Origin of the sequence: Mannheimia granulomatis (assembly GCF_013377255.1) — a bacterium.
In the GTDB taxonomy this organism is placed as follows: domain Bacteria; phylum Pseudomonadota; class Gammaproteobacteria; order Enterobacterales; family Pasteurellaceae; genus Mannheimia; species Mannheimia granulomatis.
Window position 1 is genome coordinate 17,501 of record NZ_CP016614.1, and the last position, 14,293, is coordinate 31,793.

Genomic DNA, 14,293 nt, shown 5'->3' on the forward strand with positions numbered 1-14,293 from the left:
ACATTTAAAATTATAACAAATGGATTTTGTAAGAAACCGATAAAATCGGTGGCAAATGTACCTTTACTTAATGCAACAGCTCCATAAAAAAGAACAATACAGAACCATACTGTTGGAAGGCAAGTTGCTTCACGTAACATATACATTTTATAGAAGTCGAGTTTTTTCCACCAAGTGGCTTTCATCTCGCGCACATAGGGTTTACGTTTTGTCGCTGACATTTCTTCCTCCTATCTCGGTTTGATCATTGAGATAACATAATCTTTTGCACTTTCAAGTTTACCTTGGTTCACTGCTGATGCCGGACCAACGTGTTTCGGGCAAACTTCTGAGCAATATCCTACGAATGTGCAGCTCCACACGCCGTTTTTACTGCTTAGTAATTTCATTCGTTCTTCACGACCATTATCACGGTTATCAAGATTATAACGGTGAGCAAGCGTAATCGCTGCTGGTCCGATAAATTCCGGATTTAAACCAAATTGTGGGCAAGCTGCATAGCATAAACCACAGTTGATACACATTGAGAATTGACGATATTTCTCTAATTGTGCAGGTGTTTGCTTCGTACGCTGACCTTCAGGTGCTTTATTATCGATCACATAAGGTTTGATTGCTTCAAGGCTATCAATAAAGTGGCTTAAATCAACCACTAAGTCACGTTCGATAGGGAAGTTAGCTAGCGGCTCAATTCGCATAAAACCACTATAATCGCGTAAGAAAGTTTTACACGCCAATTTAGGCTTGCCGTTTACCATCATTCCACAGGAGCCGCAAATCGCCATACGGCAAGACCAGCGGTATGAAAGCTCAGGTTCTAGTTCATCTTTAATAAAACCAAGAGCATCCAATAGTGAAGTTTGGCTATCGTAAGGGACTTCATATCTATCTAAATGTGGCTCGCTATCTGATTCCGGGTTATAGCGTAGCACTTCGATGGTCATTTTTTCTAAATTTGCCATTTTCTTGCTCCTTCTCTACTGTTTTGCCTGAGCTTCGGCTTCTTTTTTTGCTTTTTCTTGTGCTTCTGCTTCTGCACCGTATACACGTTTAGCCGGTTGCGATTTCGTGATCTTCACATCACTATATTTAATGGTTGGTGTGCCGTCTGCATTGTAGTAAGCTTGGGTATGTTTCAAGTAGTTCACATCATCACGTTCAACATAGTCTAAACGTTGGTGTGCACCACGGGATTCTTTACGTTCCACTGCAGAACACGCAATAGATTGTGCTACATCTAAGATAAAGCCTAATTCAATTTTGTAGAGTAAATCGGTGTTAAACACGCTGGATTTATCTTTTACACTAATATTTTTATAACGTTCTTTTAATTCTTGAATTTTATTGACCGCACCTTCCATACTCTCTTGGGTACGGTAGATACCACAACCCTCTTCCATTGCATCACCCATTTGGTTACGAATATCAGACCAAGATTCATTCCCCTCTTGGCGAGCTAATGTATGTAAACGAGCCACAACATCTTTCGCTTGTGCATCAATTTGAGCTTGATTGCGGGAAGTCACTTCTAGAGCACGACGAGCCGCATTTTCACCGGCAACTTTACCGAATACGACTAATTCTGCCAATGAGTTAGAACCTAAACGGTTAGCACCATGTAAGCCGGAAGATGCACATTCACCCACCGCAAATAAACCTTTGATTGAAGTTTCTGCATCCATATTCACTTCAATACCACCCATAGTGTAGTGAACTACAGGACGAACAGGAATTGGTGATTTCGCCGGATCAACGCCTTCATAAGCTTTTGCTAATTCACAGATGAACGGTAAACGCTCAAGCAAATATTTTTCGCCCAAGTGACGTAAATCTAAGTTCACCACATCAACACCTTTTGCGGTTTTTAACGTATTCCCTTTACGCCATTCTTGCCAGAACGCTTGAGAAACCTTATCACGCGGGCCTAATTCCATATATTTATTTTCAGGTTTACCAATTGGTGTTTCAGGGCCTAGACCGTAATCTTGTAAGTAGCGATAGCCATCTTTATTCACAAGGATACCACCCTCACCACGACAACCTTCAGTCATTAAAATACCGGTATTTGGTAAGCCTGTTGGGTGATATTGTACGAACTCCATATCACGCAAAGCCACACCGTGGCGATATGCCATAGATAAGCCATCACCGGTTACAATACCACCATTGGTATTAAAACGATAAGTACGGCAACCACCACCAGTTGCAATCACTACCGCATTAGCGTTGATTTGAACTAATGTTCCTTCCATCATATTCATTGCCACACAACCGCGAGCTTCACCGTTGTCGGTTAGAATATCTAATACAAAATGTTCATCAAAACGCACAATATTTGGATATTTAATCGAAGTTTGGAAAAGCGTATGCAAAATGTGGAAGCCTGTTTTATCTGCTGCAAACCAAGTACGCTCGATTTTCATTCCCCCGAAACGACGAACGTTAACCTCACCGTCTTCACGGCGGCTCCAAGGACACCCCCAACGCTCCAACTGAGTCATTTCAATTGGAGAATGCTGAACAAAATATTCCACAATATCTTGCTCACATAACCAGTCGCCACCGCCTACCGTGTCGTTAAAGTGATTGTCATAAGAATCTGTATCTTTAATTACTGCCGCTGAGCCACCTTCTGCTGCCACTGTATGGCTACGCATTGGATAAACCTTTGAAATTAAAGCAATTTTAAGATTTGGATTAGCCTCTGCCGCAGCAATAGCAGCACGTAGGCCACCACCACCTGCACCAATAATTGCAACATCAAAATTAACACTTTGCATAATGCACTCCGAAAGTTAAATAACTTAATTCATTAAAAAGTAGCCATATTGTGCCACTATTTAGGTCATGAGATAACCTGTTTTTACAAATTTGTAACATAAAAAATGTGATTTTGTGATCTACCTCAAAAAAGGTAATGCAGTCTTACCAGCTATTGAGAATCGCTCTTAATTAAAATAGTAATTTTTTAATCAATATAATTAGAAAAATTAATTTGTTTCAAAAATGTTAAGAAAAATACACTGTTTTTTATTTTTTGAGCTGCTAGGGTTACTCTCTTTTTTACGCTAAAATAGCGATAATTTTTTCAAGCGGTCAAATTTAATGAATAATTTACAACTCGATACTATTGATTGGAAACCTACAGCCTCTATTTCTCATCTTATACAACGCGCTAAAATTATGGGAGAACTACGCAAGTTCTTTACTGATCGAGGAATTTTAGAGGTAGAAACGCCCATTTTGAGCGAATTTTCGGTAACGGATATTCATCTTTCCACCTTTAACACGCAATTTATGTCGCCTTTTGCAAGTAATACCAAAACGCTCCATTTAATGACAAGTCCTGAATATCACATGAAGCGTTTATTAGCTGCCGGCAGTGGACCAATCTTTCAGATTGGTAAGGTGTTTCGTAACGAAGAAGCCGGAAAAAAACATAACCCGGAATTTACCATGTTAGAATGGTATCGTCCGCATTTTGATATGTACCGATTAATCAACGAAGTCGATGATTTATTGCAACAAATTTTAGATTGCGAACCGGCGGAATCTTTCAGCTACCAATTCGTCTTCCAAACCTATGTCGGGCTGGATCCGCTCTCAGCATCAAAAGCGCAATTAGTCGAGAAAGCCCGTAAGCACGGCTTGCAATGTGAAGACGATGAAAACCGCGATACCCTATTGCAATTTTTATTTAGCGAAGTTGTTGAAGCTAACATTGGCAAAGAGCGCCCAACAGCCATTTACCACTTCCCTTCTAATCAAGCTGCCTTAGCACAAATCAGTTCGGAAGATCACCGTGTTGCTGAGCGGTTCGAGTTTTATTATCAAGGCTTAGAACTGTGTAACGGTTTCCATGAGCTAGATGATGCAGACGAACAAATTCGTCGTTTTGAGCAAGATAATATTCAACGCGAAAAAATCGGGCTTGAGCCTCAACAACTTGATACAAGATTTCTTGCTGCATTAAAAGCCGGTATTCCTAATTGCTCCGGAGTAGCATTGGGCATTGATAGGTTAATGATGATCGCAATAGGTGTAAACAAAATTGAAGATGTGATGGCATTTGGCATAGAGAATGCGTAAAAAAATCACATTTTATAACCGCTTGCTTTACCTTCATAACAGGAATACCAAATGAAAATTGCAGATAAATTAAAAGGCTGGCACTATGCTCTGTTGTGCTATCTCAGTTGGGGAATGTTTCCTATTTACTGGCACCCTATCAATCATTCAGGCATGCCTGCTGAGCAGATTCTAGCCCAGCGCGTGTTATGGTCAGCCTTATTTGCCATCTGCTTACTGCTGTTCTTCCAACAAGGTAGAGCCTTGGTGAATGCATTCAAACAGCCCAAAATTTTAGGTGTTTTTTGTTTATCTGCCTTTATGATTGGCGTTAATTGGCTCGTGTATCTCTGGGCAATTGTCAATGAACATATTTTAGATGCCAGTCTTGGTTATTTCATCAACCCAATCTTCAATGTCTTTCTTGGTTGGCTGTTGCTAAAAGAACAGCTCAATAAAGCTCAATTACTCTCGCTTATTTTTGCCATTTCAGGGATCCTATGGCTTGCCATCCCGGCCGGACAGGTGCCTTGGGTCGCATTGATTTTAGCAGGTAGTTTTTGCTGCTATGGATTTATCCGAAAATTTGCCCCGATGGAACCTTTATCCGGTTTGACCTTGGAAACTTTATTAATGTCACCTTTTGCAGCGGCTTACCTCTTTTTCTGCAACACTCAAGGTATGTTGGTTTTTAGTGAACTAAATACCCTGCAAATGACAATATTACTTTGTTCAGGCGCAGCAACCACTATTCCTCTGGTCTGGTTTGCAATAGGAGCAAGACAAATACCAATGTCATTACTGGGCATACTGCAATACATTTCCCCTACCTTGCAATTTTTATGTGGCGTATTGATTTTCAATGAAACACTCTCTGCCGAGCGCCTAGTTGGTTACTTTTTGGTGTGGATTGGTGTTCTCGTTTTTCTACTGGGTATGAAAGCAAAAGCGAAATAACTCAATGGGCCACCAGCAAGCCTCTATCTATGCCATTACCATTTTACCTTAAAATTGCTAACACCATAACTTTTTGATATATTGAAAAAATCGTCTTTCAAAAATTAGGGAGTTTTATATTGAGTTTTTTCAAAAAATTACAAACAGGGACTACTTTTAGAATGCCGGTATTTCTTCCTAGTGTCCTCTTTGTTAGCTTTGTTGCTATTTTCTGTATTGCTTTTCCAAGACAAGCACAAACTTCACTGGATAATATCAAAAATATTCTTTTCCAGAACTTTAGCTGGTTCTATATTTTTGCAGGCTCAGTCTTTTTTTTGTTCCTTATTTTTCTTTCTTTTAGCCGGCTAGGCGATATTAAATTAGGGGCTGACACCGATGAGCCTGAATTTGGTTTTGGTTCTTGGATTGCTATGCTATTTGCTGCCGGTATGGGGATTGGATTAATGTACTTTGGCGTAGCAGAACCAATATTACATTATCTGAAACCTGTCCAAGAAAATTTAACTGAATCAGAACGAATGAAAGAAGCGATGATGACAACCTTTTATCACTGGGGGATTCACGCCTGGGCAATTTATGGTGTCATTGCTTTAGCTCTTGCCTACTTTGGTTTTAGATATAAATTATCTTTAACGATTCGTTCCGGATTTTACCCGTTATTAAAAAACCGTATTTCAGGTTTTTGGGGGCATGTAATTGATATTATTGCTCTTTGCAGCACTATTTTTGGTTTAACTACTACACTAGGCTTTGGCGTAATGCAAGTAAATGCAGGATTTAATAATCTGGGTTTAATTGAAAATAGTAGTTTTGGCATTCTCGCTACCATTGTAGTCATCGCCATGACACTCGCTGTTTTATCCGCTATTTCCGGAGTCGGTAAAGGGGTTAAAATCTTAAGTGAGATCAATTTAACTCTTGCAGGTCTGCTGCTTGTTTTTGTTATTATTACAGGACCAACACTACTGCTTTTTTCAAGCCTTACTGAAAATTTAGGGTACTACTTCAGTTCTCTACTGGAAGTCAGCTTCCGTACTTTTGCTTACGAACCGGAACATCAAGGTTGGCTAAGTGGTTGGACAGTACTCTACTGGGCTTGGTGGGCTTCTTGGGCACCTTTTGTCGGTCTATTTATCGCAAAAATATCCAAAGGCAGAACTATCCGTGAATTTATTTTAGGGGTGTTATTTGTACCATCACTCTTTAATATTTTATGGATGACTAGCTTTGGTGGCTCTGCAATTTGGTTAGATCAACAAACTGCGGGTGCATTAGCTGCAGTAAGTAGCAACACCGAGCAGCTACTATTTACCTTTTTTAGCTACTTACCTTTTGGCTCGATAATCTCCTTTATTGCCATTTTGGTAATTTCAATTTTCTTCATTACATCGGCAGACTCCGGTATTTTTGTACTCAACAATATTGCCTCACAAGGGGAAGAAAATGCACCAAAATGGCAGACAGTCCTTTGGGGAGGGCTATTAGCCTTATTAGCCTTATCATTACTCTATTCAGGTGGATTGGCATCCCTCCAAACAATGACTCTGATTATCGCTCTCCCATTTACTTTCATTATGCTGATACTTTGTATCGGTTTATGGAAAGGCTTAATGGTAGATAACCAATACTTCAATAAAAAATTCTCTCAAGGCAGCCAACATTGGGCAGGAAAAGATTGGAAACAACGCTTGGAAAAAATCATTAACCCAAGCAATAAACAAGATGTTCGTCGCTTCTTTATTCAAGTTGCCAGACCTGCTTTTTTAGAATTAATAGATGAATTTGAAAGCTATGGTTTAACAGCAAAAATGAATTTCACAAACGAGCAAAATCCAAAATTAGAATTTGAAGTAGTGAAAGAAAATTTACGCAATTTCATCTATGGTATTGAAAGCGTACCACGCCAATTATCTGATTTAGTTGTAGAGGATGATAACCTGCCAAATATTGAGGCAAATACTATTTATGAGCCTATTACTTACTTCTTAGATGGTAGAGAAGGTTATGACATACAATATATGACTAAAGAAGAGCTTATTGCCGATGTGCTACAACAGTACGAACGCTTTATCAATTTGGCAATGGATAACTCACATAACTTAATGACAGCAGATGTCCAACTCTAGGTTAAGTTAATCCTCCACTATAAACAAGCGGTTAGATTTTAATGGAAATTTGCAAAATTTCTGCTAAATCTAACCGCTTGTATTTTAAAACCAACGTCTTACTTGCATTAAATAATCTGAATAACCTTTCCCAAATTTTTTCAACAAAATCTGTTCTTCCGGTTTAATCTGAAAATAGGTTACCAACCACATAAAGAGCGGCACAATAAACCATGCCGGTAACGATCCCAATAATAATGCCCAACTGATTAATCCCAACAATAACGCAAGATACATTGGATTTCGACTTTTGCGGTAAATCCCCCGATTTACAAGCCGATTGGTATTTTCAGGCTTAAAAGGACTGTAAGTCGTCTTTGCTTGATGTAAGGCACTGATTGCCAATGTAGCAATAATACCCGCACTTAAAGCCAGCAATGCCGCTAATATCAATATCATAATATGTTGATAATTAGGCAATTGGCTTGGGAAACAGTAAGCCAATAGCCACATGACTGCTGCACAGAACAAAAACCAAAGCGGAGGAGGAATTTTAAGTTTTAGCGAGTTCACATCTATGCTGCCCTAAGATCCTTTTTACGAATGCCTAATACAAAAACCATCGCAAAATAACTTCCCGCCGCTAACATCATCAACCAAACCAACCAATAAATTTTCTGCCATATTGTCATTACAACCCATAGCTCAATACTCGGCGTAAAATAGGCCAGTAATGCACCCATAATACAAACAGCAACTAATAGCTTTAACACAAAGACGAAGGTTTTCCGGCTCACTTTATAATAGCCGTTTTTTGATAGTTGCAAATAAAGTAAGCTCACATTCACTAAAGCGGAACAAGCTGAAGCCAGAGCCAAGCCAATATAACCGAAAAACGGGGCGAAAGCCAAGCCGAAGCAGATATTGCTGATTGCCGCGATAATCCCCACCTTAACCGGCATTTTTGTATTTTGGTTAGCATAAAAACCGTTTGCCAATACACTAATCAGCATATAGCTATTTAACCCCAAACACATTACCCATAGCGGATAAGAAGTGGCTAATACATCTTCAAAGCTGAATTGCCCTCGCATGAACATTGTCATAATAATCGGTTGTGCCAATACAGCCATTCCAATCATGGCAGGAATTCCCAGTAGCAGTACCATTCTCACTCCCCAATCCATTGTGTTTTGGAAATCGGCAGCACGCTGCATTTCAGTAAGCTCTTTATTTTTAGCGATGCGGGAAAGACTTGGTAGTACCACCGTTGAAATTGCAATACCAAATAAACCGAGCGGGAATTCAACTAAACGGTCGGCATAATACATCCAACTGATTGAGCCGGTAATTAAAAATGAGGCAATTACTTGGTTTAACAATAAATTAAGCTGGGTAACCGACACACCAAATAAGGCAGGAATCATTAATTTCCGAACTTTAGCGACCCCTTCATCTTTCCAAGCCCATTTTGGCTTCACCAACAATCCTTCTTTTTTCATAAAAGGAATTTGGAATAAGAATTGTAACAAACCACCGAGGAATACCCCCCACGCCAACGCCACATCAGGGGAGTCAAAATAATCTCGACCAAGTAATGCTACTGCAATAATTGCCACATTAAGCAACACCGGCGAAAACGCCATTACACCAAATTTTCCGATGGTATTAAGCACTGCTCCGGAAAGGGCAACAAAGGTGATAAACCACAAATAAGGGAAAGTAATTTTGAGTAAAAAGGAAGCTTGAGTAAATTTCTCGGCATTCGGACCATCATTGAGCCAATCTAAAAACCAACCTGTACCAAATAAGGCAGCCACAATCGGTGAGCCAATCATCGCAAACAAAGTGACAATCGTCACCAATCCACCCAATGTGCCTGAGACTTTAGCAATAAACTCTTGGGTTTTGTTAAGGTCATTATCAGCATTATATTCGGCCAACACCGGCACAAAGGCTTTGGAAAATGCCCCTTCGGCAAATAAACGCCGTAAAAAATTGGGAATACGGTTGGCAAATAAGAAAATATCCGCACTCACCCCAGTACCAAGAATAGTTGCGACTACAATGTCACGAATTAATCCAAGCACCCTTGAAATTAACGTCATGCCGCTGACGATCATGCCTGATCTTAAAAGTTTTTTACTCATAAATTTATCTGTTTAAATATTTAATCTCTGAATTTTACCCCGATCTCTGCCTGCGGATTCTAAACAAACCCTTAGCTTTTTTCTCTCTTCCGTAAGAGGAAAGAAGGAGATATCAACAAGCGGTTAAATTTCTGGAAATTTTTGCAAAAAATACAAAGAAGCAGACCGCTTGTCACTCGATCCTAAAAATCGATCACAATTTTAGCAGTTTGTTATAGGAAAATCAGAAAAAAACTGTTAAAATCTCGCCCTATCGTTTTCTTTTAGAAAAACGGTGTTATTTTCAAGCACGTGTCTCGTTGAAAATGAATTAAAAAAACTACCGATAGGCAATATAAGCAAAAATTTTGTTTATATCTAATTTTTACACAGATATTTTAGGAGTTTGACCTTGGCTAATATCAAGTCAGCAAAAAAACGTGCGGTTCAATCTGAAAAACGCCGCCAACACAACGCAAGCCAACGCTCAATGATGCGTACATTCATCAAAAAAGTATACGCAGCAGTAGCAACAGGCGATAAAGCAGCAGCTCAAGCCGCTTTCGTTGAAATGCAAAAAGTTGTAGACCGTATGGCGTCTAAAAACTTAATCCACGCTAACAAAGCAGCTAACCACAAATCTAAATTAGCAGCTCAAATCAAAAAATTAGCGTAATATCGAACAGATATGAAAAAGCCGACTATAACTAGTCGGTTTTTTTCATTTTTAGCGTTTAGATAAAAGAAAAGGGCTGTAGTTACAGCCCTTCAATCTTTAAATAATGATTATTTTTTCAATAAATCACGAATTTCTGTCAATAATTTCTCTTCTGCTGTTGGCTCAGCTGGAGCAGCTTCTTCAACCGGGGCTTTCTTCAGTGAATTAATCACTTTCACCATACCGAATACCGCAATCGCAATAATTAAGAAATCAAATACGTTTTGAATAAATGCACCGTATTTAAGCATTACTGCTTCAGCACCTTCTTTAGCCGGAGCAATTTCGATAGCCAAATCTTTAAAATCCACACCGCCGATTAACCAACCGATTGGTGGCATCACGATGTCATTAACTAATGAAGAAACAATTTTACCGAATGCACCGCCGATGATCACACCGACAGCCATATCAACTACATTGCCTTTTACTGCAAATTCACGAAACTCTTTTAAAATACTCATAGGGCTTTCCTTCAATTCAACTGGATTGTTTAAATATGATCTGCTTTAGATCATGGGTTGGCGATTATAATCAAAATAGGTAAAAATTATAGCAAATTTAACTAAATTTACGTTTATTTGATTTAGATCATTTTTATTATAATCCATTGCTCAATAATTTGCCAAAATTCTCGACTTGTTGCCAATCAGTATATTCATATTCTTTGCTGGTGTCGGTATCTCCTTTGGTTATCTTCATAATAAAACGAATCATTATGCGATCAAAGGTTGTGTAACGAGGATAAAACAACGCTCCGGCAAAAACTTCAACATAGGTTGGCTGCCATTGAATTTTGGCTAAAAATTTTCGGATATAAGTATTTGTTTGCGGTGTATTACGGTTTGCTTTACGAGCAGTTAAATTCACCCCATAAAACGCCGTTTTTTTCCGGTTGAATATGTCGTAATATTGTTCAACAAATTGATACACCAACGGATTAAAATGCCCGTAGCGAATCGAGGCCCCAATTACAATCTGATCGGCATTTGCAATTTTTTCAGCAAAATCGACCGCTTGATCTTTAAGAGAAATCAGCTCAACTTCATGAGTAATCACACTTGCCAATCGCTCGGCGATTTTTAGAGTTTGGCCATCAGTCGTAAAATAGAGAATTAAGGTTTTCATATTAATCTTTCCAAAATACCGGACTTAAAATTACAAGTAGAGTAAATACTTCCAAACGTCCGCAAACCATTGCAAAGGTCAGCACTAATTTGGCACTATCCGGCACTTGGGTAAAATTACTGCTAACGCTTCCTAATGCCGGTCCTAAGTTATTGAGTGCGGCAATAACCGCATTTAAAGCATCAAAAGTCTCCATTCCACAAGCAATAGAGGCAAGCCAGCAGACCACAAAAACAAAGAAGTAAGCAGAAAAAAACGCCCAAATACCATCTACTACTCGCTCTGAAAGCACATGCTGACCTAATTTAATCGGCTGAATCACATTCGGGTGAATATAGCGGTGAATCTCCCGCCTACTTTGCAAATAAAGCAAGAGTACACGAATCACTTTCAAGCCCCCACCTGTTGAACCGGCACATCCACCGATAAAAGAGGATAACACCAATAATGTCGGCAAAAAAGAAGACCATTGGCTAAAATCGTGTGTGGTAAATCCGGCCGTTGTAGAAATAGAAACCGATTGAAATAACGCCTTTTCTATTGTAATTGCCGCGTCATCAAAATATCCATATACCATTAAAATAAGCGTACAAACTAAGAATAACCCCAACTGGATCATAAAGAAAAACCGGAACTCATAATCTCCCCAATAAAGTCGGCTAAAAATATGCCCTCTCTTTCTGGACTGAGTATCACGTAGCCTATCGATAACCGCAAAATGCAAAGCAAAATTACAAGCAGAAAGTAACAAGAAAAAAACTGTAATGTAGCTGATCGCCGCATTATTAAAATAACCCATACTGTCATCATGAGTTGAAAATCCACCGATAGAAATCGTCGAAAAACTATGTGAAATCGCATCAAACGGAGTCATACCTGCCAGCCAGAATGCAAAGGCACAAAGTACAGTGAGACTCAGATAAATCATCCACAATGCCTTTGCTGTTTCTGCAATACGAGGACGCATTTTCTGCTCTTTTAATGGCCCCGGCATTTCGGCCCGATAAAGTTGCATTCCACCAATTCCCAATAACGGAATGATAGCCACTGCTAATACAATGATCCCCATTCCCCCTAGCCATTGCAGAAATTGACGATAGAATAAAATTGCTTTCGGTAAACTATCTAAGCCGGTAATTACAGTTGCTCCGGTAGTCGTCAAACCGGAAAAGGACTCAAAAATCGACTCCACCACATTCAGATCAGGTTTTTCTAAAATAATAAACGGCACTGCTCCTAACAAGCCCAACACAACCCAAAACAGCACAACAATTAAAAAACCTTCTCGGGCTCGTAGCTCGTTTTTGTTACTGCGACAAAACCACCACAGCATCGTTCCGACCACAAAATTCAAAGCAAAAGCCTCTAAAAAAGCCCGTCCGCCACCATCACCATAAATTAAGGCAACCGTTGCCGGCACAAGCATTGTGAAAGAAAAGCACATCACTAAAATGCCAACTATGCGAATAATTGAAAAAAACTGCATTTTTACTCTTAATTCTCTTGTTTAATTAATGCCAACTTCCCCGAAAAACATTGAGTTAGCTCATTGGAAAACGTCTCAAAATCGCTGGGGTTAAAGGCTAATAATAAGTTTACTTTATCGCTAAATTCCTGCTCTAATATCACAATATCTTTTTCACTGATAAGGTGTGAAATGGTATTAAATTGCTCATATTCACATTGCAAGCGGTAGTTTTTTCGCAAAACTTTGCGACTTTTTTCCAACTGCAATAAGGCTTGCTGCACACCGCTACCGTAAGCCTTAACCAACCCGCCTGTACCGAGCTGGATACCACCGTAATATCGCACCACCACCGCAGTTACCTCGCCCAAACCAGAGCCAAGCAAGTAATTTAGCATCGGTTTACCTGCCGTGCCGGAAGGCTCACCATCGTCAGAAAAACCGTATTGTTGGGAGTCATTCGGTGTGCCTGCAACCGTTGCCCAACACCAATGGCGAGCATGCGGATGCAGTATTTTCATCTCTTGCCAAAAGGCTTTGGCTTGTTCCATGCCCTCAGTATGACGAATATAGGTAATAAAACGGCTTTTTTTAATCTCTTCTTCAAATACTGTTTCTGCTTTTGGGATAAAAAATTCCATAATCTATTACTTCTTGCGCTTTTTGGTGCAATCATACCACATCCATCCACTTTTTATTTAGGCTATTTAATGGTTTAATAAGGCTTTACTTTATCCACTTTTATACAATAACGATTATGTCAAAACTCAATATTATTTTTGCCGGCACACCTGATTTTGCCGCTCAACATTTACAAGCATTATTAGATTCAGAGCATAATGTAATTGCCGTTTACACCCAACCGGACAAACCTGCCGGTCGCGGTAAAAAACTGCAAGCCAGTCCGGTGAAGCAACTGGCTGAAACACATAACATTCCTGTTTTTCAACCGAAATCACTACGCAACGCAGAAGCACAAGCAGAACTCAAAGCCTTAAATGCCGATGTGATGGTCGTAGTTGCTTATGGCTTAATTCTGCCAGAAGCCGTACTGAACGCTCCGAAATACGGTTGCTTGAATGTACATGGCTCGCTGCTACCCCGCTGGCGTGGAGCAGCTCCGATTCAGCGTTCAATTTGGGCGGGCGACAACGAAACCGGCGTAACAATTATGCAAATGGATATCGGCTTAGACACCGGTGATATGCTGCATAAAGTCACAACACCAATTGAGCCAAATGAAACCTCAGCCTCTCTTTACACTAAACTGGCAGAACTTGCCCCACCTGCATTGTTGGAGGTATTAAACGGTTTAGAAAATCAAACCTTCAAAGCAGAAAAGCAAGATGAAATCCAATCTAATTATGCAGAAAAATTATCCAAAGAAGAGGCAAAATTGGACTGGAATCTCTCAGCTGCACAACTCGAACGCAATATACGTGCTTTTAATCCGTGGCCGATGAGCTTTTTAACTCTAGAGGTTGAAGGTGTTGAGCAAAGCATTAAAATCCATCAAGCGACTGTATTACCGCATCAAAACAAAGCAGCAGGCTCTGTGGTGAATGTGAATAAAAACGGTATTCAAATTGCTACTCAAGAGGGCGTGTTAAACATTACCCAACTTCAGCCGGCAGGTAAAAAGCCGATGTCGGTACAAGATTTCCTAAACGGGCGAACTGATTGGTTTAGCGTTGGGAAACAGTTATAAAAATCAAACAAT

Annotated in this window: 14 protein-coding genes (1 of these 14 only partly in view); 5 read left to right on the forward strand and 9 right to left on the reverse strand. The window is 39.6% G+C overall.

Translation table 11 applies throughout. From position 1 onward, the window contains the following. The 3 genes in view from frdC to frdA are tightly spaced (at most 15 nt apart) and all read right to left on the reverse strand, a layout consistent with a single transcriptional unit that may run on beyond the window. Nucleotides 1–221, reverse strand: partial view of a fumarate reductase subunit FrdC gene (frdC, locus tag A6B41_RS00105; protein WP_027073922.1) — the 5' portion only. The gene continues 172 nt to the left of window position 1, outside the view; only the first 221 of its 393 coding nucleotides appear in the window; it begins with the start codon at nt 219–221; the stop codon falls past the left edge of the window. A 9-nt stretch (nt 222–230) separates the two neighbouring features. Further along, nucleotides 231–962, reverse strand: coding sequence for a succinate dehydrogenase/fumarate reductase iron-sulfur subunit (locus tag A6B41_RS00110; RefSeq protein ID WP_027073923.1), 732 nt, complete (start codon nt 960–962; stop codon nt 231–233). 15 nt (nt 963–977) lie between these two features. Beyond that, nucleotides 978–2,780 (reverse strand): fumarate reductase (quinol) flavoprotein subunit, encoded by a 1,803-nt coding sequence (frdA, locus tag A6B41_RS00115; RefSeq protein ID WP_027073924.1) that lies wholly within the window; start codon nt 2,778–2,780, stop codon nt 978–980. Nucleotides 2,781–3,105: 325 nt separating this feature from the next. Here frdA and epmA point away from each other — a divergent pair, with 325 nt between their 5' ends. The 3 genes from epmA (at nt 3,106) to A6B41_RS00130 (ending at nt 7,154) form a co-directional block, all read left to right on the forward strand. Next, nucleotides 3,106–4,089 (forward strand): elongation factor P--(R)-beta-lysine ligase, encoded by a 984-nt coding sequence (epmA, locus tag A6B41_RS00120; RefSeq protein WP_027073925.1) that lies wholly within the window; start codon nt 3,106–3,108, stop codon nt 4,087–4,089. Between the two features lie 51 nt (nt 4,090–4,140). Next, on the forward strand, nt 4,141–5,025 hold the full coding sequence (gene rarD, locus A6B41_RS00125; RefSeq protein WP_027073926.1) for an EamA family transporter RarD: 885 nt from the start codon (nt 4,141–4,143) through the stop codon (nt 5,023–5,025). A 119-nt stretch (nt 5,026–5,144) separates the two neighbouring features. Then, nucleotides 5,145–7,154 (forward strand): BCCT family transporter, encoded by a 2,010-nt coding sequence (locus tag A6B41_RS00130; protein ID WP_027073927.1) that lies wholly within the window; start codon nt 5,145–5,147, stop codon nt 7,152–7,154. An 84-nt stretch (nt 7,155–7,238) separates the two neighbouring features. Here the strand turns inward: A6B41_RS00130 and A6B41_RS00135 are convergent, their stop codons facing one another. Next, complete coding sequence (locus tag A6B41_RS00135; RefSeq protein ID WP_027073928.1) at nt 7,239–7,706, reverse strand: methyltransferase family protein; 468 nt, start codon at nt 7,704–7,706, stop codon at nt 7,239–7,241. A 2-nt stretch (nt 7,707–7,708) separates the two neighbouring features. Next, nucleotides 7,709–9,283, reverse strand: a complete 1,575-nt coding sequence (gene murJ, locus A6B41_RS00140) for a murein biosynthesis integral membrane protein MurJ (protein ID WP_027073929.1) — start codon at nt 9,281–9,283, stop codon at nt 7,709–7,711. Between the two features lie 391 nt (nt 9,284–9,674). Here murJ and rpsT point away from each other — a divergent pair, with 391 nt between their 5' ends. Further along, nucleotides 9,675–9,938, forward strand: coding sequence for a 30S ribosomal protein S20 (gene rpsT / locus A6B41_RS00145; protein ID WP_025216373.1), 264 nt, complete (start codon nt 9,675–9,677; stop codon nt 9,936–9,938). Nucleotides 9,939–10,048: 110 nt separating this feature from the next. Here the strand turns inward: rpsT and mscL are convergent, their stop codons facing one another. The 4 genes from mscL to A6B41_RS00165 form a co-directional block, all read right to left on the reverse strand. Further along, nucleotides 10,049–10,444, reverse strand: a complete 396-nt coding sequence (gene mscL, locus A6B41_RS00150; RefSeq protein WP_027073930.1) for a large-conductance mechanosensitive channel protein MscL — start codon at nt 10,442–10,444, stop codon at nt 10,049–10,051. Between the two features lie 136 nt (nt 10,445–10,580). After that, a complete protein-coding gene (hemG, locus tag A6B41_RS00155; protein WP_027073931.1) occupies nt 10,581–11,108 on the reverse strand; it encodes a menaquinone-dependent protoporphyrinogen IX dehydrogenase in 528 nt (175 codons plus the stop codon). 1 nt (nt 11,109) lies between these two features. Continuing rightward, a complete protein-coding gene (locus tag A6B41_RS00160; protein WP_027073932.1) occupies nt 11,110–12,594 on the reverse strand; it encodes a TrkH family potassium uptake protein in 1,485 nt (494 codons plus the stop codon). An 8-nt stretch (nt 12,595–12,602) separates the two neighbouring features. After that, nucleotides 12,603–13,214, reverse strand: coding sequence for a YigZ family protein (locus tag A6B41_RS00165; RefSeq protein WP_027073933.1), 612 nt, complete (start codon nt 13,212–13,214; stop codon nt 12,603–12,605). A gap of 116 nt (nt 13,215–13,330) precedes the next feature. Between A6B41_RS00165 and fmt the strand changes: the two genes are divergently transcribed. Then, nucleotides 13,331–14,281 carry a methionyl-tRNA formyltransferase gene (fmt, locus tag A6B41_RS00170; protein WP_027073934.1) on the forward strand — a complete coding sequence of 317 codons (951 nt, stop codon included), beginning with the start codon at nt 13,331–13,333 and terminating at the stop codon, nt 14,279–14,281. The last annotated feature ends 12 nt before the right edge of the window (nt 14,282–14,293 follow it).

Coding starts and splice junctions, on each gene's coding strand:
- hemG (WP_027073931.1), bottom strand. CDS start 11,108: ATGAAAACCTTAATTCTCTATTTTACGACTGATGGCCAAACTCTAAAA.
- murJ (WP_027073929.1), bottom strand. CDS start 9,283: ATGAGTAAAAAACTTTTAAGATCAGGCATGATCGTCAGCGGCATGACG.
- A6B41_RS00110 (WP_027073923.1), bottom strand. CDS start 962: ATGGCAAATTTAGAAAAAATGACCATCGAAGTGCTACGCTATAACCCG.
- rarD (WP_027073926.1), top strand. CDS start 4,141: ATGAAAATTGCAGATAAATTAAAAGGCTGGCACTATGCTCTGTTGTGC.
- mscL (WP_027073930.1), bottom strand. CDS start 10,444: ATGAGTATTTTAAAAGAGTTTCGTGAATTTGCAGTAAAAGGCAATGTA.
- A6B41_RS00160 (WP_027073932.1), bottom strand. CDS start 12,594: ATGCAGTTTTTTTCAATTATTCGCATAGTTGGCATTTTAGTGATGTGC.
- A6B41_RS00165 (WP_027073933.1), bottom strand. CDS start 13,214: ATGGAATTTTTTATCCCAAAAGCAGAAACAGTATTTGAAGAAGAGATT.
- epmA (WP_027073925.1), top strand. CDS start 3,106: ATGAATAATTTACAACTCGATACTATTGATTGGAAACCTACAGCCTCT.
- frdA (WP_027073924.1), bottom strand. CDS start 2,780: ATGCAAAGTGTTAATTTTGATGTTGCAATTATTGGTGCAGGTGGTGGT.
- fmt (WP_027073934.1), top strand. CDS start 13,331: ATGTCAAAACTCAATATTATTTTTGCCGGCACACCTGATTTTGCCGCT.